Source organism: Streptomyces sp. NPDC007907, from assembly GCF_042959365.1.
GTDB classification, from domain to species: Bacteria; Actinomycetota; Actinomycetes; order Streptomycetales; family Streptomycetaceae; genus Streptomyces; species Streptomyces indiaensis.
In genome coordinates, this window is sequence record NZ_JBIBKR010000002.1 from 1,075,114 (window position 1) to 1,097,224 (window position 22,111).

The following is a 22,111-nucleotide window of genomic DNA, read 5'->3' on the forward strand; positions in this document are numbered from 1 at the left end:
ACTACTCGGCTACGAAACTGCACTCGAGCGCATCAGCGCGCGTACAGATGACGACCGTATTCCGGCGGCGCCACCGGAACCAGCGGATGCTTGTCCGGCTTGCGGCCACACCCGCAGACATCAGCGAGGGTGCGAGCTGGCCCCTCTTTCGGTGCAAAGCGCCGCCCTACTGGGCTACGAAACTGCACTCGATCGCGTCCGCGCGCGTAGCGATGGCGACGATGTAGTGCTTCCTTCTCCGCAGCCGCCAGGGTTGCGCGTGTGGTTTCGACGGCTGTGGCGGCGCAACGCTTCCAGCTGACGCGGCGTAGACTCCGGGCCTTTCCGGCGAGGGAGAGCCCGGGCGGCAGCGATGACCCCGGCGCACGTTGAGGAAGGCCCGCGGCAGCCGGTCAGGAGGGCGCCGGAAGGGGGGGGCAGATTGTCTCCTGACGTGTCGGATGGCGGGAGTGTCGAACTGTCGGCGCTCCCGCTCTTGGTCCGTGTTCAGACCGTTGCGGGCCAGAACTGCGCGAGGTACTTCTCCACGCCTTCGCCCGTACCCTCCTGCTCCGACAGTGCCGCAGCTTCACTGCGCCCAGCACAGCTCACACGGACCCGCCAGGAGCCCCCGGAACCGGCAAGCGTGATCACATCATCGGCGCGCCCCAAGTCTCGTTCTCACCGGCATTGTCTGTACCGGAACGATGCTTCACGGTGGGGCGTGCTCCCCACCGGTCGGGCATCACGCCAACGTCTGCGACGGCCCGAGGGGCCCCCAGTTCTAAATTCGCACCACCCCGAGAACCCACCTGATGTCACAACCGCAGCAGGCCTTCCCTGATCCGTTCCAGCAGGGCGACGGAGGGCCTGTCGTCGTGCCCGGACAGGTGACTGTGCACGCAGACGTGGGAATCCATCGACAGATCGGCGACGAGTACCCGGGCCACCCCGAGCGGCACCGCAAGCATGGCGGCGATCTCGGCTACTGAACGCGGGCACTGGCACAGCTCCACGATCGCTCGCCGCTCGAAGTCCAGCGGCGCGGTCAACGCCGCAGGCACCGCCGACACGAGTGTTTCCAGCCGCAGTTCATTGCTCACCGGTCGGGTCCGGCCGCGCGTCACGATGAACGGCCGGACCACTTGCCCGGTTTCGAATGCATCTTCGGCCGGGTTCATCGCACCGCGGCCAGATCGGCCTGCCCGGACAACAGCCGTCCGGGCAGGAGGACGGAGGCGGTCACCCCGGCCATCGGCGAGGGCGCCAGCCACACTCGGGCGCCGAGCCCGACGGCCAGCCGGCCGACAACATAGTGGCCGAGCAGTCGGGTTCGCCCCACCAGGAAGCTCTCCTGTCCGGACAAGCGCCGGTTCGCCGTGGCGAGCTCCGCTTCGGAAAGTCCGCCGCCGTGGTCCACGACGGCGATCATGTAGTCCGCCCCGTGCTCTTGGGCGTAGATCTCCACATCGGTCTCGGGGGACGAGGCGGCAAGAGCGTTCTCTATCAACTCTGCGAGGAGGTGAGCCACTTCGGATACGGCTCCGCCGTCGAGCAGCGCAGGGGTGGTGTGGCGCAGCAGCACCCGCCGGTAGTCGTCCACCTCGCCCAGGGCGGACCGCAGTACATCGCCCATTGGCACCGGATCCGCCCAGCGGCGCGGGCTGCGCTCCCCGGCCAGAACCAGCAGGCTCTCGGCGTTGCGCCGCATTCGGGTGGCAAGGTGGTCCAGTTCGAAGAGGTTGGCCAGGGTCCCCGGGTCGTCCTCAGATCGTTCCAGTGCACTGAGGAAGCCGAGTTGACGGCTCACTAGCTCCTGATTACGGCGTCCGAGGTTGGCGAGGGACTCGGTACTGGTGCGCTGCAGCACAGCCTGATCGACGGCGAGTCGCAGCGCGGTGTCCGCGACCCGATCCAGCGCGCCTGCCACGTTGGCGATCTCGTCGCCGCGCGCGGCCAGGGCGGATCCAGTGAAGCCTTCGGCCAGCTCGGCCGGGTCGGCTTGGCGCTGTGCCTCCCGCACCCGAGCCACGGCCTGGGGCAGAGCCAGGTCGGCGATCCGGTGCGCCTCCTCGGTGAGCGCGTGCAGTGGCCGCAGGATGGAACGGGTCGCCGCCAAGGCCAGAACCGCTGCCCCGGCGATCGCCAGGAGGGCCAGTACCGCCTTCATCAGGAGCTGCCGCAGTGCGTCCGAGCGCAGCTGGTCGGCGCGAGCGCTGGTGTCGTCGGCGACACGGATCTGCACCTGGTGCAGTCCGTCCACCAACGCGGTGGCGGGCTGCCACCAGTCGGCCGGAGCGACCGGCAGCTTTTTGGCATCGTGCGCGGTCAGCACCTGCTGTTCCATGCGAGCGACCGCGACTGCGGAACGGTTGCGCAGCACAGCGTCCAGCGCGTGAGTCTGGGCCGCTGTCGCGGTACGTGGCACCTCGGCAAGGGCATCGCCCTTGGTCCCCAACAGCGTGATGAAGGTCCGGTAGTCGCGGTCGCTGAAGGACCCGGTGGCTAGGATCCCGTTGAGCGTACCGCGTTCCAGCGCAGCCGCTTCAGCCCCATCGCCAAGCTTGCGCAAGGTGGCGAGGCCGTCCGTGAGTTGACGGTCTTCGAGCTCCGTACCGCCGTGAAAGGCCGCGTCGGTGAGCGCGGTGATGGCGCGGGTGTAGAAGGCGAGTGCCTCGGCACGACCGACGCTCCCGCCGTCGGCCTCGCCACGTACGGTGGCCAGGCTGCCCAGCTGGGCCAGAGCCTCGCGCACAGCGCCGACGCCGGGCGAGTTCCCGGCGAGCTGCCGGTCGAGCGCGGCACGCGCCTGGTCGGAGGCCTTGCGCTGGGAATCCACCCGGCTGCGGAAGCTTTGGTCACCGCCGAGCAGCCCTGCGGTCAGCCCGCGCTCCCGCTGCAACTGGTGGACCAACTCCTGGGCCTCGAGGACGAGGACGACCTCCTCGCGGGTGCGGCCCGCTGCCCCGTATTGGGAGGACTGCGTGATGGCTCCCACGGTGGCGACCACAACAAGGGCGCACGTAGGCAGCGCCAACAGCAATGGCAGCCGACCGCGGATGGTGCGTGGTAACGCCCGAGCTATGAGGGCGGACAGGCGTGTTGGCTTACTGGGCACGGTTTCGGATGTCCCCCTTGGCACATGGACGGACACGGGTGGCCGCGGGGAATTGACGCGCTACGCGGCCTCGTCAAGCCTAGAGAGCCGGGATTGCCCCGGAGTTCCGGCCTGCTCATTCGGTCCGCAACTCCATTGGGAAATATGGGAAATTGGCCAGTCAACGTCCGGTAGCGCACCTGTAACCATCGGTGGGCGGGCCGGTTCTCCCGGCCAGCCCCCACACCACTGGGTTGCAAGGCGATTGCCGCACTGCCGACTTGTCACGGTGTCACGAGAGCCGTCGTTCGCTCCCGCGGGTATCGGGCGAGCCCCGCGGGCCCCGTTTCTGCCCGCGAAGCCGCCGACGCGGGCAGGTCACCGCGGGAGGCGATGGGCCGATCACCGCCGCATCTTGGAGGCCATCGCGTGGAAGTACCGCACCTGCACGCCTTGGCGCGACCCGCCGGAAGAGCTCGGCTCGTTCCAACCGCTCACAAGCGCCTGATCACAGGCACAGCCCGCGGACGACCTGCGCTGGCGGCTGCGGCCGGACGACGTACGCGTGGGCAGCTCCCTCGGCCTCGCTCCCGACGAGCTGCGGCACATACCGCCGCTCGAACTGGCCCGGCGGGCCGCACTGATTCAACGCGGAGACCTGACGCCGCCGCGGCTTGTGCCCATGCCGGACGGACCGACGGTGGGAGTGCCACCCAAGCTGCCGATCGAGATCCTTCCCAAAATCGGCGGGCTGCCCCTGCCGGAGCGTCTGCTCGCGAAAAGGCGCCTGCTCGGAGCAGCCCAGACCAAACCGGCCACGATCACCAGCGACACCACCATCACCTTCGACGTCTGTCTGGTGCGCATCTCCCGGCCGTGGCTGTTCTGGCCGCTGCTCGACGATGCCACCTGGTACGTGCCCGGTGTCTCCCACGAAGGCGTCACCCGAGGTGCCGTGACCGGCAGCTTGGCCTTGCTGCCGACCGCCTTCCTGGCCATCCGGAATCTCAAGGTCACTGCGCAGTGGTCCCAGCAGGACGTCGCGGCCTCTCAGTTGGCGACGAACCTCGGCCCGTTCTCGGTGGACTCGCAGATCGTCGACGGTGTTCTCGCCAACCCGGGCCTGCAGGTGGTGGGCTGGCAGCTCGAACGGCTGCCGGCGCTGCCACCGAACGACGCGCCTGCGGCGGCGCCACCTCGGCACTATGTCGTGGTGAAGGGCGACACGCTGGCCCGTATCGCCCTCACTTTCTACGGGGACCGGGAGCGCTGGCCGGAGATCGCCGAGGCGAACAACCTCACCCAACCCGACAAGCTCGAGGAGGGACAACAGCTGACGATCCCCTGAGGCCGCCCGGCCGCGGAATGACCGCGCTCCAGGAGAGAACCGATCGAGGCCGTCCGGACATCCCGGACGGCCTCGACGCGTGCCGCGCGGACCGTGACGAGGAGGCCCGCCGGTGAGGTGGGTGCCACTCCCATGATGACCGCCCGCATCAGGGCCCCCATACCATCGCCCCGCCTCCACTTCTGCCCGAGCATGGTGCGTCGACCCGACCGCCGCCCTCCTGCTCCCGCATTCCGCTCCATGGCCAGTCGGAGATTGGGTTCGGCATCACCCGGCTGCTGAACTTCGACCTGCTGCCCAGGATCAAGCGGATCAGCAAGGTGAAGCTGTACCGGCCGGTAGCCGGTGAGGCGGACGCCTACCCGCAACTGACGCCGGCGCTAACCCGCCCGATCCGCTGGGAACTCATCGTCCAGGGCCCCAACGAGGGCCTGAACGCCGCCCGCGCCCGAGGTGCCCGCCTCGGCCGACGGCCGGCCTTGACCGACGAACAGGTACGTCACGCACGTAGCAGCGGCCGTCTTGGTCCTCCCGGTCGCCTGACGGCGATTCGCCTCTCGGGGCTGTCTACGCCGCCCGCGTCGACTCCACGCTCGTCGCCTCCCGGCTCAACACCGCGCTGGAGGCGGCCCGTCCGCACCACACCGCTGAAGTCCACGATGTACGGGCTCGGGCGCGGTATCTCGCCGCTGCCCGGCCGACCACTTTGGCAGCCGCCGCACTGCCGCCGCGCCTACCTGCGCGAGCTCGACGGCGGCGCGGCCGCGGTGGTACCGCCCCCATGGCCGCCGTCGCGTGACACCCCTGGCCAAGACCAGGCTGTGGGGCACCGCCGGGGCCGACTGCTGTACGCGGGCCCCCTCACGCCGGCGACCTTCGGAGAGTGCCGTCACGAGCGCGTCCAGGTCTCCGGTGTGGACGATCACTTCCTCTTCGCCGGGCGGTGGGGCGAAGCGGGCGAAGAAGTCGTCGAGGGCTTCGGGGGTGCCACGCGGAGATCCGCCCATCGAGTGACCCCGCCTGGATGGATGCGGGCGCCGCACCGGGAGGACAGAGCGGCAACGATCGCGATCCCGCGGCCGTGCTCTTCTGGGAGGGTGTCGCGGCCCCCTCGCCGGGACTGTGCCGCCGGACCGGCGTCGGTGACTTCGATACGCAGAGTGCAGCGGCCATCACCCTTGACGCGGGACAGCCGCAGGGTGGCCGGCGAGAGAGCATGCGTGACCGCGTTCGTGATCATCTCCGAGGCCACGACGAGGGCGTCGTCCGCGACATCGGGCGAAAGGTCCCAATCGATCAGGATGCCGCGGACGCGGCGGCGTACCGCAGCAAGCGCCTCAAGGATGCGTGGCAACGGCAAGACCTCTTCGGCGACCTCGGGCGGCATCCATCCGGAGCGTGCAGTAACACCGTCGTTCGACCTGCTCATGATGCACACCCCTAGATCACCGGAGCGATCAGGACGGGTGCAGTGTGCGGTGCGCGACTTCCGAAAGACCTGACGGCAAGGTCGACATCGCAAGGGGAGTCAGCCATGGCGAGCTCCTTTTGTCTCCACTGACGCTCTTCGCGGCCCCCGGTTACCCCCCAGCTGGATTGTCAGACAATGAAATGTTGTCTGTCAATAGTTCAGACCTGACATATGAGACAATGGTCACGGAGGTTGTTTCATGGCCCAGGACGCCGCGCTCCGGCTGCCCACCGTCTCGGTCGTCGAGGCGCTCGCTGCATCACTGCACGACCGGGTGCTCAACGGGCAACTTCCCCCTGGCACGACCCTCGCCGAGACCGAGATCGCGAACGAGTACGGCGTATCCCGGCCCACAGCACGCAGCGCCATCACCGCCCTGGTATACGAGGGGCTCCTGCACCGCGAAGCCAACAAGGCCGCCTACGTTCCCCGCCTGACCCGCACAGACGTCGAGGACCTCTTCCTGGTCCGCACCCCCTTGGAAGCAGAGGTGGTACGGGTCCTGGTTGAGCGCGGCACCGTTCCGGTGGCCGCCGCCGAGCGTGCGATCATGGATCTGGACCGGCTGGAGGACGACGCGCCTCACAGCGCCTTTGTCGAACCGGACCTGCGATTCCACCAGTCCTTGGTCGACACCGTCGCCAGCCCCCGGCTCAGCCGGCTGTATCGGGGCATCAAGGGCGAAGTGCATCTGTGCATGGTCCAGACCCGGCACACCCTGGGACGCGAACGCATCGTTGCCGAGCACGGCCAGGTTCTGGAGGCGCTACGGGCCGGAAACGCCGACCAGGCGGCCGACCGCATGCGGGCGCATCTCGACGGAGCCTGCCGCTCACTGCGGCGAGTCTTCACAACAGCGGACGCCGACGGCAAGCGATAGGGGTTTTTGATCCGAGGGCCTTGGCCCCCGAATCCTGGACACGGCCTGTGCGGTGCAGGTTTCGGATCCTCTTTCGCGCGGCGGCTGGCTCGGCCTCCACCGACTCCGAAGCACCCGCCGCAGCCGCAGGCCGGGCCGCGTGCGACCCGAGCGCCAGCCGTCCGCGGTCCGGCGGCAGATCCCAGCGGGTCAGACCCCTGCCACCCCTGTCGTGCGAGCCAACTGATGCGGTCCTCGACGAGGACGGACGAGGACGCCGGCCTTCGACCGCTCGGCGGCGTGCGCAAGGGCAGCATCTCGTACGTGGACCTGGAGCGGGCCGCAGGCGCGGGGCTTTTTCGTGCATGCCGCTTCGATGTTGCCGGGTCCGGGCCACCGCCCCTGCGGCCGGCGGTCAGTCGCCCTTCTCCTCGAAGAGCCGCTGGAGCGAGCGGCAGGCGCCGTCCAGGTGCTCGCGCATCCGGCGCACCGCCTCCTTCGCGTCCCCGGCTCGCAGTGCTTCCAGTACCCAGCTGTGCTCGGCGACGATGCGTTCGCGTCCCAGGGTGTGCCGGGTCTGCACCATGCACAGGTGCACTTCGCCCTGGATGCCGCGGTAGAGCCGGCTGAGCCGGGGGCTGGCGACGGCATCCACGAGTGACTGGTGGAAGCGCAGGTCGGACTCCACGAACGCGCTGTGTGACGCTTCGGGTCCGAGCCGGTCCAGATCCGCTATGGCCCCCTCCGCCGCGGTCACCGGCACGGTGCCGCGCTCGACCAGCACCCTGACCACCTGCGTCTCCAGTGGAATCCGCACGAGGAACAGGTCGTCGACGTCGGCGCGCGCAAGCTGCGGCACATAGGCTGGTTTGTTCGCTTCCCGCTGGAGCAGCCCCTCGTGGACCAGCGCGGTCACCGCGCTGCGGGCGGTGGGCCGGGAGACGCCGTACTCGGCGGCGATCTCGGTCTCCGCGAACGTGGTGCCGGAGACGAGCCGTCCGTCGAGTACCCGGCCGCGCAGGGATGCGGCGAGCGCGTCGACGACGGAGACAGTGGACAGCCGGACAGCGGCGTCCTGAGCCATGAACACCTCCAGAGGGAACGCCCGACATTCTCTCACGCTGTCTTGCACGATCCATTGACAGTCATGAGTGGTTGTCTGACAATCGACCAACCCAGCAGCCAGGGGTGACGGGGGTCACAGAATGGCAACGGACAAGGCAAGGACGCTTTCATGGCCGGTTACCAACAGATCTTCAACCCCGTAGGGGGCTCTCTCGGGTGGAGCGCCCTGTGCGCGGCGCTCCCCCTGGTCACGCTCTTCGTGCTGCTCGGCGGGTTGCGCTGGAAGGCGTGGAAGGCCTCGCTCGTCTCGCTGGGCGCCGCCCTGGCGGTGGCCGTCCTGGCCTACTCGATGCCCGTCGGGCAGGCCGCGCTCGCGGCGAGCGAGGGCGCGGTGTTCGGCCTCTTCCCGATCGTCTTCATCGTGCTGAACGCCCTGTGGATCTACAAGATGACCGAGATCACCGGCTGGGACGCGGTCCTGCGCCGCGCCTTCGGATCGCTCTCCGGCGACCAGCGCGTCCAAGCCGTGATCATCGCCTTCTGCTTCGGCGCTCTGCTCGAGGCACTGGCCGGTTTCGGCACCCCGGTCGCGGTCTCCTCGGTGATGCTGATGGCCGTCGGACTGCGCCCGATAAAGGCCGCCGCCGTCTCCCTGGTCGCCAACACGGCACCCGTGGCGTTCGGCGCCATCGCCATCCCGATCACCACCCTGGGCAAGATCACCGGCCTGGACGCGGCCGACCTCGGCGCGATGGTCGGGCGCCAGACACCGCTGCTCGCGCTGTTCGTGCCGCTGATCCTGGTGTTCATGGTGGACGGACGGCGGGGTGTGCGGCAGACCTGGCCGGTCGCCCTGGCCGGCGGTTTCGCCTTCGCAGGCGCCCAGTTCGTCACCGCGAACTACCTGTCGTACGAGATCGCCGACATCGTGGCCGCCTTCGCGGGCGCGCTGGCCGTGGTGGCGACGCTGCGCGTGTGGCAGCCCTCGCAGGTGCTGGCCGCCGAGCGGACCACTCCGGTCATCGCCGGCGGGTCCATCGCGACCGACGCCTCGGACGCGGTGCTGCGACGCCGGCAGACCGGTGAGGGCTCCGCGCTGAAGGCGTTCGCGCCGTACCTGATCGTGGTCGCCCTCTTCGCTCTGGCCACCTCCGGTCCCGTCAAGACCTGGCTGGAGGCGCATTCGGGCTGGAAGTTCGCCTGGCCTGGCCTGGACGTGGTCAACGCCAAGGGCGAGCCGCTGTCCGCGCTGACCTTCAACTTCAACATCTTCAACGCGGGCGGAACGATCCTTCTCCTGGCCGGCCTGCTCACCGCCGTGCTCTACGGCATCGGGCTCCGCCGCGCGGCCGGTTCCTACGCGGACACCGTGCGGCAGTTCCGCTGGACCATCGTCACCGTCATGGCGGTGCTCGCCCTGGCCTACGTGATGAACCTGTCGGGCCAGACCGTCACCCTCGGCCTGTTCCTGGCGCAGGCGGGCGGCGTCTTCGCCCTGCTCTCTCCCATCGCCGGCTGGCTCGGCGTGGCCGTGACCGGCTCCGACACCTCCTCCAACTCCCTGTTCGGCATGCTCCAGGTCACCGCGGCCCAACAGACCGGCATCTCCCCCTACCTGCTCGGCGCCGCCAACACCACCGGCGGTGTCCTCGGGAAGATGATCTCCCCGCAGAACCTGGCCATCGCGGCCGCGGTCGTCGGCCTGGAGGGCCGCGAGGGCGAGCTGTTCCGCAAGGTGGTCGGCTGGGGCCTCGGCCTGCTCGTCGCGGTCTGCGCCCTCGTCTACCTGCAGTCCACCTCCGTCCTCGGCTGGATGGTGGTGGGCTGATGCCAGCCGGAACCGATCTGGCCAGGGACCTCGCGGCCATCGTCGGGGACGGCCACGTCCGGGTCGACGAAGGCGCCCTCGCCGCCTACGCCCGCGACGCAACCCCGCTGTTCACCGCGCGCCCGCAGGCCGTGGTGCTACCCGCCAGCACCGAGGAGGTGGCGGCCGTGCTGCGGTACGCCACCGCCCGCGGCATCCCCGTGGTGCCGCGGGGCGCCGGCTCCAACCTGTGCGCCGGCACCGTCCCGCTGGAAGGAGGCATCGTGCTGGTGCTGACCCGGCTGGACAAGCTGCTGGAGATCAGCCCCGAGGAGCTGCTGGCCCGCGCGCAGACCGGTGTCACCACCGCGGCACTCGCGGACGCCGCGGCCGCCAAGGGGCTGCTCTACGCCCCCGACCCGGGCAGCCGCACAGTCTCCACGGTCGGCGGCAACGTGGCCACCTGCGCCGGTGGCCTGCGCGGCCTGAAGTACGGCGTCACCCGCAACTATGTGCTCGGCCTGGAGGCGGTACTGCCCACCGGTGAGATCATCCGCACCGGCGGCAGACTGTGGAAGGACGTCGCGGGCTACGACCTGACCCGGCTGCTCACCGGCTCCGAGGGCACCCTCGCGGTGATCACCGAGGCCACCGTGGCCCTGCTCCCCGCACCTCAGGACACCGGCACGGGAGTGGCGTACTTCGACTCGCTCGCCGACGCCTCCCGCGCCGTGGCGGCCGTCATCGCGGCCGGGATCGTCCCGGCCACGCTGGAGTTCCTCGACCGCAAGTGCATCACCGCGGTCGAGGAGTACGCCGGGCTGGGCCTGCGCGGCGACGCGGGCGCGCTGCTGATCTTCGGCGACGACGGCTCACCGGCCACCGTGTCCGGCAACCTCGCCCGCATCCAGGAGGTGTGCGCGCAGACGGGCGCCCTGGAGGTCACCCTCGCGGAGAACGTGGCCCGCGCCGACGCGCTGCTCGCGGCGCGCCGCTGCTCGCTGCCCGCGCTGTCCCGCCTCGGCTCGCTGACGATCCTGGAGGACGCCACCGTGCCGCGGCACCGGATGGCCGAGATGGTGGACCGCATCGACGAGATCGCCGACCGCTACGGCCTGCGGATCGCCACCTTCGGCCACGCCGGGGACGGCAACCTGCACCCGACCTGCGTGCTGGACCCGGACGACGCAGACGCCGCCGGGCGCGCCCACGAGGCGTTCGCGGAGATCTTCGCGGCCGCCATCGCGTTCGACGGCACCATCACCGGCGAGCACGGGGTCGGCGCCGCCAAACTGCCCTACCTCACCGATCGGCTGGGAGAGGACCAGATGGCCCTGCTGCGGCGCATCAAGCGGGCCTTCGACCCGGCAGGCATCCTCAACCCCGGAAAGCTCGGATCATGACCGACCATCCCATCGTGGACCCGACCGGCCACACCCCCGCACCCGCGCCACCGGGGCCGGGCCTGGGGATCTTCGACAAGGAGCTGCTGGACCGCTGCATCTCCTGCGGGTTCTGCCTGCCCGCCTGCCCCACGTACGCCCTGACCGGCGAGGAGACCTCCTCCCCGCGCGGCCGTATCACCCTGATGCGGGCACTGGAGGCCGGCGACCTCGCCCCCGACGACCCCACCCTGGCCGAGGAGTCGTCGTTCTGCCTGGGCTGCCGGGCCTGCGAAACGGTGTGCCCGGCGGGCGTGGAGTACGGACAACTGCTGGAGCAGTGGCGTGACCACCAGTGGAGCGGTCCGAACCGTCCGTGGATCGCCCGCGCCCTGATGGCACTGGTGTCCCGGCCGGGCCTGCTGCGGCTCCAGGGACTCATGCGCCGGCACGCGCGCGGTACGGCGAAGGCCACGCCGTCGACAGCCACCCCGGCCGAGTCCGTGCCGGCGCAGTCCACGCCACCGGCGACGGCCGGCCCCGACCCCGCGGAGACGCCCGCGGACGACTCCTCAGGGCAGCTGTCGGCCGGACAGCAGGTGTCGCTGATGCTCGGCTGCGTCGAACGCGGCCTGCACCCCGGGGTGTCCCGGGCCGCACAGCAGCTCTGCCCGGAGATCACCGTGCCCACCCGGCAGGGCTGCTGCGGAGCGCTCCACGCGCACAACGGCGACTCCAAGACCGGCGCCGAACTGGCCCGCACACTCGGCGAGCAGCTGCCCGGCACCATCCTCACCACCGCGGGCGGCTGCGCGGCACACCTCGCACACCACCTGGGCCGGGACAGGGTGCGGGAACTGAGCGAGTACCTCGACGCCAAGGGGCACCAGACGGTCGGCCAGGTGACGGTGAACGGCCGCCGGGCCCGCGCGGCGCTCCAGGACTCCTGCCATCTGCGCAACGGCCTGGGCGTGACCCGCCCGCCCCGCGAGCTGATCGCCGCGGTCGCCGACTACGTGGAACTGCCCAGCGCCGGCAAATGCTGCGGCGCGGCGGGCACATACGCGATGCTCAGGCCGGAGGACAGCAAGAAGGTACTCGAACCGAAGCTGGACGAGGCCGAGGAGGCCGACGTCGACTACGTGGTGACCGTCAACCCGGGCTGTCTGCGGCAGGTGCAGCAGGGCCTGCGCAGCCGCCGCTCCCGGGCGAAGGCCATCCACCTGGCCGAGTTCCTCGCCCTCGCGGCGCGGTCGGCACCGGAGGTGCCGCCCTCTGGCAACCCGGCCCAGCGGTGAGGCTGTGATGCCCACCGACCACGCCTGCCACTCCGCAGCCGAACTGGCGGCCCAGACCCTGGACCAGCTGCGGACGGCTCTGCTCACCGGGGCCTCCGGCGAAGGCAGGCCCCACTTCGCGGACACTCCACCGGACGGCGCGGCCGGACTACTGGCCTTCCTCGACGGCCTGTCCGCCGAGCTGCAAGGCGCCTTGACGCCATGGCACACGACCGTGGGGGGCCGGATCCGCGACGCCGCAGGCGTCCCGGCGCCAGAAGGGTCGGCCACCCCGCCCGCCCGGCAGCCGTCCGGTTGGGAGGCCCTCGGCCTGGTCCGCACCCGGGCCGAGGCAGTACTCACCGCACTGGCGCACGCGCGAGGCGGCGGGCCTGTCGGCGTGGCCGGTATGGCCATGCGGCTGAACCTTATGGAGGACGTCCTCACCGGTGCACTGGGCCGGGTCGACGTCCCCGCCGAGCAGGCCGCGCGCTGCGCGGCCGGGCTGGCGGAGGCCACAGGATCCCTCTTCGGCCTCCGCCCGGCCCACCGGCACCGCCCGGCGCCGTCACCGGATCCGCAGCCGTCACCGGATCCGGTGACGTCCGCCTTCCGACGGATGAGCGACTGGACGACCGGCGGGCTGCCATGACACGGAGATCTTCGGGGACTTGCGGCACCACGGGGCCAGGATCTTGGAGGAGAACCGGACGAGGATCGTCGCCCCGCGCCAGCCGATCGAGCCCGTGAAGGCTCCCCGACTGCGAGCGGATGACGAACTGGTCGGCCCGCTCACCCTGTCGCTGTTGAAGCCGGGTCAGTTCAATGCCCTGCACTCCCAGTACCTGAACCCGAAGATCGCGCCGGGGGCCGCGACTCTGGCCGTTGCGGTCAAGGACGGTAAGGGGCGGGTGCTTGCCCCCCGCGTGTTCGCTATGGCTCCGAGCTCATTCATGCCGGATGAGGTGTATCTGCTGTCAGACTCCGTGGTCGCGCCGACCGACTACCCGCGGCTGTCCAAGTTGACCACAGCGTTCAGCAACAACCCGGTGTCGACGAAGTACCGCGGGTGCAGCTGACCAAGCGCGGTCCTCGAACGAGGACGGCTGGAAGTCCAGGTCCAGTAACAGGGGGCTCTGGGCGAGCAGGGGGACGCTGGCCGAGGCCCTTGAGACGTGGGCGAAGCGGTGGGGCGCCCGGACGACGAAGACGGGAGTCTGACCGTGGAGGAGACTACTCGGCTCACCCCGCCGCAGATGGTGCAGGGCGACCCCGCACGCTGACCCTGCTCGACCTCAACGCCCGGTCCCTGCCGCACGAGCAGTTCCGGCAACTCGTGACGAACATTGAGTGGGACGGCTGCCTGACCTCGACGCCGCTGGTGTGGAACGACCGCGGGACGGGGCGGCTGGTCGTCCTGTCGGGCAACCACCGCACGCTCGCCGCGATCGAGGCCGGCCTGTCACAGATCTGGTGGATGCAGATCGACGAGCCGCTGTCCCGCCAGCGGCAGATCGCGCTGCAGCTCTCGCGTAACGCGATGGCGGGCGAAGACGACCCGGCGATCCTCAAGGAGGTTTACGACGAGCTGGAGTCGGTGGAGTGGCGGCAGTACACGGGCCTGGATGACAACGCCTTGGATCTGCTGGAGAAAGTGAACGTCGCCTCCCTGAGCGAGGCGAACCTCGACTTCGCCAGCGTGCAACAGAGCCCTCACACCGCCTCCATCGAATGGGGCGGTGTCCTGCGCACCCATCCTTCGGACGCGTTGAGGACGATCCTGTCCCCGTCCCGCAGGAGCCGGGTGCCGACCCGGGAGCCGATGAGGGTGGGCAGCCGCATCTCGCGGGCGATGATGCTGGCGTGGCCGGTCAAGCCGCCCTCGTCCGCTACCAAACCGGTGCACTGGTTGAGGAGGGGGACGAAGTCGGGTGTGGTCTGCGGCACGACGAGGATGGTCTCCTCACCGACCAGATGTCTCTTGGTCTCCAGTGAGTCGGACCAGTCGATGACGACCACGGTTCCCTCTACCAGGCCGGGGTAGCCGGTGCTGCCGGTCAGCGGCCGGTCGCCGAGCGGTTCCAGGGGCGTGAGGTGGTGACCGCGTACAGCGGTGTCGGTGCCGTTGTAGAAGAGTTCGACGAATCCGTCGGTGCTCAGTAGGACGTACGCGGATCGGTCATGGTCCTCGCCGCTGGTCTCGCGGGCCTCCTGGGTGATGAGTCCGGCCGCCTCCGGGCCCAGCACCTCGCGGTGCTGTTCCATGAGGTACCACAGCTTGAGCCAGGTCTGTTTGGTCATGAACCGGTAGTACGCCAGGCCACGGGCCCGCTCGGCCCAGTCCAGGGCCGCCCCGGCACTGTGCAGGGCGGTCGGTACGGGCGGTAGGTCGCCGTCGGCGATCTCCCTCAGCCGCCGTGCCTGTTCGGCTGTCTGGTCGAGGCACCGGCGATCCGCGGTGAGGCGCGCGCGGAGTTCGGCTTCGGTGGTGGGCTGCTTGGAGTCCCCGGCGGTCAGATAACGCCACGTGTCCAGGTGGTCGATGAGCCGCTGGTCGGTGTGGTCAGGGGGCACGCACAGCACCTGTTCGTACCAGTCGAGACGTTCCTGCAGCACCAGGGGCAGCCGTCGGGGGCGCAGCAGCCAGTCCATGGCCTGATGGCGCTCGTCGCCCTGCATGCCGATGGCGTCCAGCGCGAGGGTGAGTTCCTGCTCGACGACCTGGGTCAGGTGCGGCTGGCTGCACAGGTGCAGGCCGATCGCCTCGTGGAAGAGCGGCTCGATGCGGTCCAGGGCATCGAGCGGGTCCTCGCCCGGCGCCGGGTGCCAGGGCAGTGTGTCGACGTGTCGGCTGAGGATCTCGATGTCACGGAAGTAGTTCTCCAGCCGGGTTCGGTCGGTGTAGAAGGCGCGGGCCACGGGTGCCAGGCGCTGAATCTCGCCCTGGCTGATGTGGAAGCTGAACCCCGACGCGTCGCACGAGGCGATCCAGTCGCGTTCCTGATCACCCAGTCGCGCCTTGACGAGGTTCTTGGCGTACACCTCGTGGATGAGGTGATGACACCAGTAGTAGTCCAGTTGGGGAGACTCCCACTGCAGGAGGAAGTCAGACACGGTTCACCTCGTTGAATCGCCAGGTGCTCAGGACCTGGAGCATGGCCTCGCCCGGATTGCCGTAGAAGGTGCCGGCCTCGCCCGGTTCGAGCAGGCGTTGCAACTCCTGCTGCTGGTACAGGGTCTGGACGAGGTCGTCGTCGGCAAGGTCGGGCAGATGACGCTCATAGAGATCGCGCAGGGGGCCGCCGTCGTGGCGCGGTTTGGGCAAGGGGGCCTTCTGGCGCCGGATCACTCCGTCCGGAAGCAGGTCGGCGAAGGCCTTCTTGAGGTGGGCCTTGCCGGTGCTGCCGTCACCGATGTGGTCGGCCGTCGGGACGGCCAGCGCCGCCTCGGCCATGGCGCGGTCGACGAACGGCACGCGTACCTCCACGCTGTGCCGCATGGAGAGGGCGTCCTCGAACTCCAGGATCGCGCCCAGGCACGTGCGCACCAGAAACAGGGTGAGCTTTCGCCCGGATTCGCCACCGGGATCGCCCTCGTCGACGCTTCGGTAGACGTCGGTGGCGAGTGCGGCGAGGCGCGACTCGTGCTCGGGCCGCAGGATGCCGTGCAGCGGGGACGACGACCAGCGGCCGGCGAAGTACTGCTGGTAGGAGGCCTCCTCATGCGGCTCCTGGTACAGGTTGGTGAACCAGTTCCAGATCTTCGGATAGTAGCCGTACCAGAACTCGTCCGCCCCTTGCCCGTTGAGGAAGACGCGGATGCCGTGCGCGGCGACGGTCCGGTACATCTCGTCCCACAGTCTGACCCGTTCGTCGTACAGCGGGCCGCCCAGAGCGGTGACACAGCGGTCGATCCGGTCGAGGGACCAGGGCTTGAGCTCTCGCAGGACGATGTGGCGGCCGTGCAGGCCGGTGATGCCGTCGGCGAGCAGGCGGGCGTAGTGGCCGTCGTCCCCGTAGTCGATGCCGTCCGAGCCGAGATCGACGGTGAACGCGGTGATGTCGTCGTGGTGGTGCGCGGCCAGTGTGGTGATCAGGGAGGAGTCGAAGCCTCCTGAGAGCGCGAAGGCGACAGGCGCATCTGAGACGAGATGCTCTCGTACCGTTCGCTGGAACAGCGCGCGTAGGTCCGGGGCGGGGCCCGCGGTGTGTGCTGCGGCCGGCAGGTCGTAGTACCCATCCTGGGTCACGCGGCCCTGTCGCCAGGTGAGCAGGGACCCTGGGGGAAGGCTCCGCACTCCGGCGAAAGAGGTGCGGTCGGGCTGGAAGCCGATGAAGGGGTCCAGGAGGATCTTGCGTGTCAGCAGGTCCGTGTCGATGTCGCTACGGAGGGCGGGTTTGAGGTACGTCAGGGACGCGACGTCGCTGGCGAAGGCGAATCCGCCGTCCCTGCCGTGGTGGTAATACAGCGGCTTGACGCCGAACCGGTCCCGGGCCAGGTACAGGCTGCCGTCCGTGTGGTCGTACGCCGCGATCGCGAACATGCCGTCCAGCCGGTCGACGGCGCGATGGAAGCCCCAGCTGCGGACGGCCTCGGCCACCACCTCCGCGTCACCCGTGGTGAGGAAGCTACGGCCGGCGCTGCGCAGTTCGTCGCGCAGCGGGTCCGCGTTGTAGATCTCCCCGTTAAACAGCAGGGTCACATCACCGCGGGACAGGGGCTGGTCGGCGGCCGGAGACGGGTCCCTGATCGACAGGCGGGCGAAGCCCATGCGCACGGGAGCGCCGGGTGAGGTGAACTCGGCTTCCCGCAGGGCGTCGGGGCCGCGGTGTCGCAGGCGGCGCAGCGCCTCGGGAACGCGCTCCAGCATCCGGGTGCAACCCGCGGCTCCCACCAGACCACACATCTTCAGGCACTCCTCGGTTCTTCGGCGGCCACCGTCATGGGACGCGCCTGCAGCAGGTGGAGCGTGTCGCCCTCGAAGGCGAACTCGATGTCCACGGGACAGCCCATGCGGCGCTCCACCGTCACCAGCAGGCGGTCGATACTGCGGACGTCCCGGGCGCTGAGCTTGCGCGCGCTCTGCCTGAGGGTGGGAACGGGCAGGAGACGGGTGCCGTGCTCGCCGACCACCAGCTGCCGGCTCTGATGGTGGACGTCGTAGGAAACGACTGCCGCGTTGTCGGGGTCGATCACGATGCGGTCACCGCCGACGGAACCGCTGACCAGCAGTTCACCGAGGCCGCGTACCACCTCGACGACCCGGCCGCGGCTGCCGGGCACAGGGTGGCGGGAGAACGCCACCCCGGCGAGGCGCGGGCGCAGCATCTTCTGCACGACCACGTCCATCCGGACGCTATGCGGATCCATCCCGATGCGTTCGAGATAGGCACGGGCGCGGGCGGTGCGGGCAGATTGCCGCACGGTGCGCACCGCCTCAGGGACGTCGGCGCGCCGCACTCCCAGCAAGGTGTCGAACAGCCCCGCGAAGCTGTGTTCGGCGCCGTCCTCGCAGTCGGCGGAGCTGCGGACGGCGAACAGGTCACCGTCCAGGCCGTTCAGTGCACCCGTATCGATGGGCTCGCCGTGTCGGATCACCGTCCATGCGGGTACCGGGGCGGGCAGCTGCCAGGAGTCGAGGAGGGCGAGATTCGCGGCCTTGCTCATGACAGCTTCGGCAGGAGGGCGAGCACCTCTTCGGTGAGCAGGGCGTCCGCGCCCTCGCGCACCGGGTCGGCGACGGGCAGCCCGGTGATCGACGCGAGCCGTTCCTTCTCGGCAAGGTACTCGTCGTCGCCGACGCGTGTGGAGTCGAGGCTGACGGCGATGCACCGGGAATCGACCCCGAATGCGGCGCCGAGGTGCTCATATGCCTCTAGGGCCTGCGGCACGGAGGGGACGGGCCAGTCGAATCCGAGGTGCTTCTCCTGCCCCACGCGCGCACACAGCACGAAGGCCTGCGGTGCCACAGTGTGGAACAGCGAGGTGGTCAACCCGGAGTAGCTGGGGTGGAAGACGGACCCCTGACCCTCGACGATGACCACGGTCTCCGGGTCGTCGACCTCCAGCAGCATCTGTTCGATGTGCCCGGGAACGAAGTCGACCGGTATGGAGTCCAGCACCCGCCCCTGCCCGGCGATCACCAGGCCGGTCTGGCCGGTCGCCAACCACCGCACCCGGTCGCGCCGCCGGGCCAGTCCGTCGTACAGCTGGCATGTCGCGGTCATCTTGCCCACGGCGTGCGAGGTGCCGACGGTGAGGATCCGGTAGGAGGACAGCGGACGGCCCTGGGCGATCGGCCGCTCACCGGTATGCAGGTGGCGCAGGTTGACCACGCCCGGAAGGTCCAATTCCTGGTGCAGCCCGTTGAGGATGCGCACGCCGGGGCGGGCCGCCGATGCCAAGTCCTGGTACTGCTCGTCGGTCAGGCCGCCGCCGATCGGCGCAAAACCGATGACGAGGTCATACTCCTCCGGTGCGTCGTCGAGGTCGGCGACCACGGGCGCGCCGCACGTCACGGCGGGCACGATCTCGTCGACACGGCTGCCGGCGTGCTTGGTGTCCCAGATGCTGTGGACCCGCTCGGGGGCGAATCGGGCAATGCCGTACGCGGTCTTGGCCATGTCCGCGTCGGCGAGACTGGTGTCGGTGTAGATGACGAGCGGCCTCATGGGCGGTTCTCCTCTGAATCGGTGGCAGTGCGGCAGGGGTCAGAAATCGGTGGTCACCGCTCCGACTGTGCGGTAGCGGTCGTCGATCAGGGGCAGGTACCGCCACTTGTCGAAGGCCGTGCACGGGTGGGAGATACCGCAACCCACCCACTCACCTGGTGACAGCTCGTCGCCCCGGGGCACGGTCAGGTACGCGTGCTGGTCGTTGAGCGCCGTGACGGTGAAGCCGGTGGCAGGCCGGGGAGAGCCGCCGTCGAGGTCCCGGATCGTGTGCGGCGTCGGGAGGTCCTGGTCGTACGGAGCGTCCCGGCGGCCGAAGTCGAGGATGGCCAGCTCCGGTTCCGGCCGGGAGAGTACGCGGCCCCACAGTTCCAGGGCCGGGCGCAGCCGGAAAGCGCGGCCCGGCTGCGCACACGCCGAGGTGCGGGCGTACATGCCGTGGTCGTGGCTGATGTATCCACCGGGGCGGATCAGCAGCTGCCGGTCCTGCCGTGTCCCGTACCGTTCGAGCAGGTGCTCCGTGACGATGTCGAAGAAGGCGCCGCCGACGCTGATCAGCACCCTCTCCGCGGCGAACAGCGCGGCTTGCCCGATCGCCTGCGCGGTGTTTTCGAGGAGGTCGCAGAAGTCTGAGACGGCGTCCGTGGTGTGCGGGTCGCGGTCACATCCGATGACGCCCTCGTAGCCGGCCAGGCCGATGAGGCGCAGGTGGGGGCAGGCTGTGATGGCACGGGCAAGCTCGACGGCTTCGGCGACGCTGCGGCAGCCGGCCCGTCCCTGAGCGGGTGCCATCTCCGCCAGGACGGGTAGCACGACATCCGTTCCGGACTCGGCCAGTCTCCGGTCGAGCAGCGTGGCGCCCTCGACGGAGTCGACGTAGCAGATGAAGGCGTTGTGGGGATGCCGACGCAGGTCGTCGGCGATCCAGTCGATGCCGGCGGCGTCCACCAGCTGGTTGGCGAGGAGGACATGGGTGACGCCGAACGAACGCAGGCTGCGGACCTGGGCCATGGTGGCGGCGCTCGCCCCCCAGGCGCCGGCAGCTAGCTGACGGGTCACCAGTTCTCGGGACATCGCGGTCTTGGCATGGGGAGCGACCAGCACACCGTGCCGACGGCTGTAGGCGGCCATTTCGGCGATATTGTGGTCGAGGGCGCTCTGCTTCATCACCATGATGGGGGACAGCAGCTCGCCGCCGAGGACGAAGACCCCGTCGTCGGCGACTTCGAGGCCGCGTCCCGGGGCGGACTTGTAATGGAAGGGACCGCCGTGCGGGGCCCGTTCGGACATGTCGAATGCGGTGACAGGTGTGGTGAGGCTCATCGAGGTCTCTCAGGAGTAGGCGACAGCACCTGGTCGGCGTGTGCTGTCTCATCGGGTGTCGGAGACGTGATGCGGCGCTGCACTCGGTCGGAAGGCGTCGGCGCGGCAACGGCCTGGAGTCTCGGGGTGCCGAGGGATGCGGACAGGGCAGGGTGAGGCTCTGTCCCTAGGCTGTCGCGGGCAGCGCGGCGGCAGGCTGGTCGGCCGGGCCGCGTGCCGGAGGAAGTGGGTGGAGGGTTAGACGGTGGTGGACGCGTCGGCAGCGGGCTCGGCGGTGACGGGGGCCGAGGAGGCGGGCACCTGGAGCAGCGCGGCGCGGGCCGCGCGGAGTGCGACGAACGAGGCCGCCGCGAACAGGGCTGCGAGGAGGACCCAGCCCGGCGCGTGCAGCGGCAGCAGGAGAGTCACCAGCAGGGTGGGGCCCACGATCTTCTGCGTGGTGACGCCCATGCTGAATGCTCCGAGGTACCGTGCCCGGGCCGAGGGCGGGGCCATTGCGTAGGACAACTCCCAGCTCGCGACCGAGTGGAGGTTCTCCGCGATCGTCAGCAGGAGTACGGCGGTCACGGTGGCCACCACGGTCGCCGGCAGGGGAACGGCCTCCGCCACCGCGAACAGGGCGCAGGCGGCGACCATCAGGGGGCCGGTCCATCGGATCAGCCGTACGGAGGGCTCCGGGCCGGACACCCACCGGGAGATCGCGATCTGCATGACAACGGTCAGCACCGTATTGACTGCCAGAAGGCCCGGAAGAAAGGCGACGGGCAAATCAGTCCGTTGCACGAGCCAGATCGACAAAAGCACGGTGATCATGGTGTCGTACAGCATCAATACACCATTGGACACAGTGAAAAGCATGAACCGGGAATTTCTGATCGGTGATCCTGGATCGGATCTTTTCTGCCCGGTTTTCTGTTCCTGCGGCTGTGCCGTCTCCGTTGTCTCCGCCATTCGCCAGGCCCACGGAACCATGACCGCGAGCACCGCATAGGTGAGGCCGTCCATGAGGAAAAGTGAGGTGTAGGCCGCACGTGAGCCCGCGGCCAGCACGATTCCGGCGACGAAAAGGCCGCCGGTGATTCCCACGTTACGGACGGCACGGATCGATCCCAGGGCCCGGGTCCGCTCCTTGTCACCGCAGACACCCGCCACGATGACCTGCAGCAGGGGAGAACATCCGCGGTCGGCGGCGTACAGCAGACACGTCAGCGCGGCATAGGCGCTGACGCTGTCGACGAAGGCGTAGGAGGCGTACCCGGCACCGCGCAGGACCACCAGGGGGACATAGATGCGCACGGCCCCGAAGCGGTCTGCCAGCCGGCCCACCGGTACGGCGCTGACCAGGCCACAGACGGCGGCAGCGGACAGGACGATGGCCACCGACGTGGCCGGGAAGTGCTTAACCCCGACGAAGTAGAGCGTCGAGGACGCGCCGAACAGCCCGGAACCGAAGGAGTCCACCAGCGCGCCGACGACGAGCAGGCGAGCCGCCGTCCCCTCGGGGACGAGCGCGTCGACCACCCGGGAGAGCAGGGACTTCAACACGCCGTCTCCGTCGTACACTCCGCGGTGTCTGTGTCCACGGTCACCCACGATGTGAACCAGGCTGCGGTCTCCTCCAGCGCCTTGACGGCCGCGTCCGTGTCCGGCGCGGCCACCACAACGCGACCGGCTCGGGTGTTGGAGTCGGCGGTCGCGTCGCCCATAACCTGCCCTGCGGACACCTTCAGTTCGGCGTGTATGACGCCGGGTTGGGAGCGGATCTCCTCCAGTGTGGGCATGGTGTGGATGGTTCCGGTGGGGGCGGTCAGGTGGACGAAGCCGAGGGTGTC

General features: G+C 69.6%; 20 protein-coding genes and 1 pseudogene. 9 read left to right on the forward strand and 12 right to left on the reverse strand.

Annotated elements, in window-relative coordinates:
* Positions 1 to 797: 797 nt before the first annotated feature.
* Positions 798 to 1,160, reverse strand: a complete 363-nt coding sequence (locus tag ACFZDI_RS11115) for a DUF742 domain-containing protein (protein ID WP_234845209.1) — start codon at positions 1,158 to 1,160, stop codon at positions 798 to 800.
* Positions 1,157 to 2,977 carry a nitrate- and nitrite sensing domain-containing protein gene (locus ACFZDI_RS11120; protein ID WP_391249425.1) on the reverse strand — a complete coding sequence of 607 codons (1,821 nt, stop codon included), beginning with the start codon at positions 2,975 to 2,977 and terminating at the stop codon, positions 1,157 to 1,159. The genes ACFZDI_RS11115 and ACFZDI_RS11120 overlap by 4 nt, the downstream gene beginning before the upstream one ends.
* Before the next feature lie 85 nt (positions 2,978 to 3,062).
* Between ACFZDI_RS11120 and ACFZDI_RS11125 the strand changes: the two genes are divergently transcribed.
* The 3 genes and pseudogenes from ACFZDI_RS11125 to ACFZDI_RS11135 all read left to right on the forward strand — a co-directional run.
* Positions 3,063 to 3,584, forward strand: coding sequence for a transposase (locus ACFZDI_RS11125; RefSeq protein WP_391249427.1), 522 nt, complete (start codon positions 3,063 to 3,065; stop codon positions 3,582 to 3,584).
* Positions 3,585 to 3,641: 57 nt separating this feature from the next.
* Entirely contained in the window at positions 3,642 to 4,424 is a 783-nt protein-coding gene (locus ACFZDI_RS11130; RefSeq protein WP_391249429.1) for a LysM peptidoglycan-binding domain-containing protein, read from the forward strand.
* A 230-nt stretch (positions 4,425 to 4,654) separates the two neighbouring features.
* A pseudogene (locus ACFZDI_RS11135) lies at positions 4,655 to 4,828 on the forward strand (Tn3 family transposase); the annotation flags it as partial.
* A 518-nt stretch (positions 4,829 to 5,346) separates the two neighbouring features.
* Here ACFZDI_RS11135 and ACFZDI_RS11140 read toward each other — a convergent pair.
* On the reverse strand, positions 5,347 to 5,853 hold the full coding sequence (locus ACFZDI_RS11140; protein WP_234845205.1) for an ATP-binding protein: 507 nt from the start codon (positions 5,851 to 5,853) through the stop codon (positions 5,347 to 5,349).
* 241 nt (positions 5,854 to 6,094) lie between these two features.
* Here ACFZDI_RS11140 and ACFZDI_RS11145 point away from each other — a divergent pair, with 241 nt between their 5' ends.
* Positions 6,095 to 6,775 (forward strand): GntR family transcriptional regulator, encoded by a 681-nt coding sequence (locus tag ACFZDI_RS11145; protein ID WP_234845204.1) that lies wholly within the window; start codon positions 6,095 to 6,097, stop codon positions 6,773 to 6,775.
* Between the two features lie 394 nt (positions 6,776 to 7,169).
* Here the strand turns inward: ACFZDI_RS11145 and ACFZDI_RS11150 are convergent, their stop codons facing one another.
* On the reverse strand, positions 7,170 to 7,838 hold the full coding sequence (locus ACFZDI_RS11150; RefSeq protein WP_391249432.1) for an FCD domain-containing protein: 669 nt from the start codon (positions 7,836 to 7,838) through the stop codon (positions 7,170 to 7,172).
* A gap of 150 nt (positions 7,839 to 7,988) precedes the next feature.
* On the opposite strand from ACFZDI_RS11150, the gene ACFZDI_RS11155 reads away from it, so the two are divergent.
* Genes ACFZDI_RS11155 through ACFZDI_RS11175 form a run of 5 tightly spaced genes read left to right on the forward strand, consistent with a single transcriptional unit; the run spans position 7,989 to position 13,364 of the window.
* Positions 7,989 to 9,647 (forward strand): lactate permease LctP family transporter, encoded by a 1,659-nt coding sequence (locus ACFZDI_RS11155; protein ID WP_391249434.1) that lies wholly within the window; start codon positions 7,989 to 7,991, stop codon positions 9,645 to 9,647.
* Positions 9,647 to 11,029 (forward strand): FAD-linked oxidase C-terminal domain-containing protein, encoded by a 1,383-nt coding sequence (locus ACFZDI_RS11160; RefSeq protein ID WP_391249436.1) that lies wholly within the window; start codon positions 9,647 to 9,649, stop codon positions 11,027 to 11,029. Before ACFZDI_RS11155 ends, ACFZDI_RS11160 begins: the two co-directional genes overlap by 1 nt.
* Positions 11,026 to 12,306 (forward strand): heterodisulfide reductase-related iron-sulfur binding cluster, encoded by a 1,281-nt coding sequence (locus ACFZDI_RS11165; RefSeq protein ID WP_391249438.1) that lies wholly within the window; start codon positions 11,026 to 11,028, stop codon positions 12,304 to 12,306. Before ACFZDI_RS11160 ends, ACFZDI_RS11165 begins: the two co-directional genes overlap by 4 nt.
* 7 nt (positions 12,307 to 12,313) lie before the next feature.
* A complete protein-coding gene (locus tag ACFZDI_RS11170) occupies positions 12,314 to 12,937 on the forward strand; it encodes a hypothetical protein (protein WP_391249440.1) in 624 nt (207 codons plus the stop codon).
* A 43-nt stretch (positions 12,938 to 12,980) separates the two neighbouring features.
* Positions 12,981 to 13,364, forward strand: coding sequence for a hypothetical protein (locus ACFZDI_RS11175; protein ID WP_391249441.1), 384 nt, complete (start codon positions 12,981 to 12,983; stop codon positions 13,362 to 13,364).
* 383 nt (positions 13,365 to 13,747) lie between these two features.
* Here the strand turns inward: ACFZDI_RS11175 and ACFZDI_RS11180 are convergent, their stop codons facing one another.
* The 8 genes from ACFZDI_RS11180 to ACFZDI_RS11215 form a co-directional block, all read right to left on the reverse strand.
* On the reverse strand, positions 13,748 to 14,002 hold the full coding sequence (locus ACFZDI_RS11180; RefSeq protein WP_391249443.1) for a hypothetical protein: 255 nt from the start codon (positions 14,000 to 14,002) through the stop codon (positions 13,748 to 13,750).
* Complete coding sequence (locus ACFZDI_RS11185) at positions 13,999 to 15,399, reverse strand: PEP-utilizing enzyme (protein WP_391249445.1); 1,401 nt, start codon at positions 15,397 to 15,399, stop codon at positions 13,999 to 14,001. Before ACFZDI_RS11185 ends, ACFZDI_RS11180 begins: the two co-directional genes overlap by 4 nt.
* Positions 15,392 to 17,191 (reverse strand): asparagine synthase (glutamine-hydrolyzing), encoded by a 1,800-nt coding sequence (gene asnB, locus ACFZDI_RS11190; protein ID WP_391249447.1) that lies wholly within the window; start codon positions 17,189 to 17,191, stop codon positions 15,392 to 15,394. Before asnB ends, ACFZDI_RS11185 begins: the two co-directional genes overlap by 8 nt.
* Before the next feature lie 2 nt (positions 17,192 to 17,193).
* Complete coding sequence (locus ACFZDI_RS11195; protein ID WP_391249449.1) at positions 17,194 to 17,952, reverse strand: PEP/pyruvate-binding domain-containing protein; 759 nt, start codon at positions 17,950 to 17,952, stop codon at positions 17,194 to 17,196.
* The gene (locus tag ACFZDI_RS11200) at positions 17,949 to 18,956 is read right to left on the reverse strand and encodes a DUF1611 domain-containing protein (RefSeq protein WP_391249451.1); all 1,008 of its coding nucleotides are present in this window, start codon (positions 18,954 to 18,956) and stop codon (positions 17,949 to 17,951) included. The genes ACFZDI_RS11195 and ACFZDI_RS11200 overlap by 4 nt, the downstream gene beginning before the upstream one ends.
* Before the next feature lie 39 nt (positions 18,957 to 18,995).
* The gene (locus ACFZDI_RS11205; protein ID WP_391249453.1) at positions 18,996 to 20,246 is read right to left on the reverse strand and encodes an alanine racemase; all 1,251 of its coding nucleotides are present in this window, start codon (positions 20,244 to 20,246) and stop codon (positions 18,996 to 18,998) included.
* 270 nt (positions 20,247 to 20,516) lie between these two features.
* Positions 20,517 to 21,824, reverse strand: a complete 1,308-nt coding sequence (locus ACFZDI_RS11210; RefSeq protein WP_391249455.1) for an MFS transporter — start codon at positions 21,822 to 21,824, stop codon at positions 20,517 to 20,519.
* Positions 21,818 to 22,111, reverse strand: a 294-nt coding sequence (locus ACFZDI_RS11215) for a hypothetical protein (protein WP_391249457.1), incomplete at its 5' end; no start/stop codon positions are given. The genes ACFZDI_RS11210 and ACFZDI_RS11215, both read right to left, overlap by 7 nt.

What these genes read in the sequence shown, in the direction of transcription:
- ACFZDI_RS11115 (WP_234845209.1), bottom strand. Translation starts at nt 1,160, where the DNA reads ATGAACCCGGCCGAAGATGCATTCGAAACCGGGCAAGTGGTCCGGCCG.
- ACFZDI_RS11125 (WP_391249427.1), top strand. Translation starts at nt 3,063, where the DNA reads ATGAGGGCGGACAGGCGTGTTGGCTTACTGGGCACGGTTTCGGATGTC.
- ACFZDI_RS11140 (WP_234845205.1), bottom strand. Translation starts at nt 5,853, where the DNA reads ATGAGCAGGTCGAACGACGGTGTTACTGCACGCTCCGGATGGATGCCG.
- ACFZDI_RS11145 (WP_234845204.1), top strand. Translation starts at nt 6,095, where the DNA reads ATGGCCCAGGACGCCGCGCTCCGGCTGCCCACCGTCTCGGTCGTCGAG.
- ACFZDI_RS11150 (WP_391249432.1), bottom strand. Translation starts at nt 7,838, where the DNA reads ATGGCTCAGGACGCCGCTGTCCGGCTGTCCACTGTCTCCGTCGTCGAC.
- ACFZDI_RS11155 (WP_391249434.1), top strand. Translation starts at nt 7,989, where the DNA reads ATGGCCGGTTACCAACAGATCTTCAACCCCGTAGGGGGCTCTCTCGGG.
- ACFZDI_RS11160 (WP_391249436.1), top strand. Translation starts at nt 9,647, where the DNA reads ATGCCAGCCGGAACCGATCTGGCCAGGGACCTCGCGGCCATCGTCGGG.
- ACFZDI_RS11165 (WP_391249438.1), top strand. Translation starts at nt 11,026, where the DNA reads ATGACCGACCATCCCATCGTGGACCCGACCGGCCACACCCCCGCACCC.
- ACFZDI_RS11170 (WP_391249440.1), top strand. Translation starts at nt 12,314, where the DNA reads ATGCCCACCGACCACGCCTGCCACTCCGCAGCCGAACTGGCGGCCCAG.
- asnB (WP_391249447.1), bottom strand. Translation starts at nt 17,191, where the DNA reads ATGTGTGGTCTGGTGGGAGCCGCGGGTTGCACCCGGATGCTGGAGCGC.
- ACFZDI_RS11195 (WP_391249449.1), bottom strand. Translation starts at nt 17,952, where the DNA reads ATGAGCAAGGCCGCGAATCTCGCCCTCCTCGACTCCTGGCAGCTGCCC.
- ACFZDI_RS11200 (WP_391249451.1), bottom strand. Translation starts at nt 18,956, where the DNA reads ATGAGGCCGCTCGTCATCTACACCGACACCAGTCTCGCCGACGCGGAC.
- ACFZDI_RS11205 (WP_391249453.1), bottom strand. Translation starts at nt 20,246, where the DNA reads ATGTCCGAACGGGCCCCGCACGGCGGTCCCTTCCATTACAAGTCCGCC.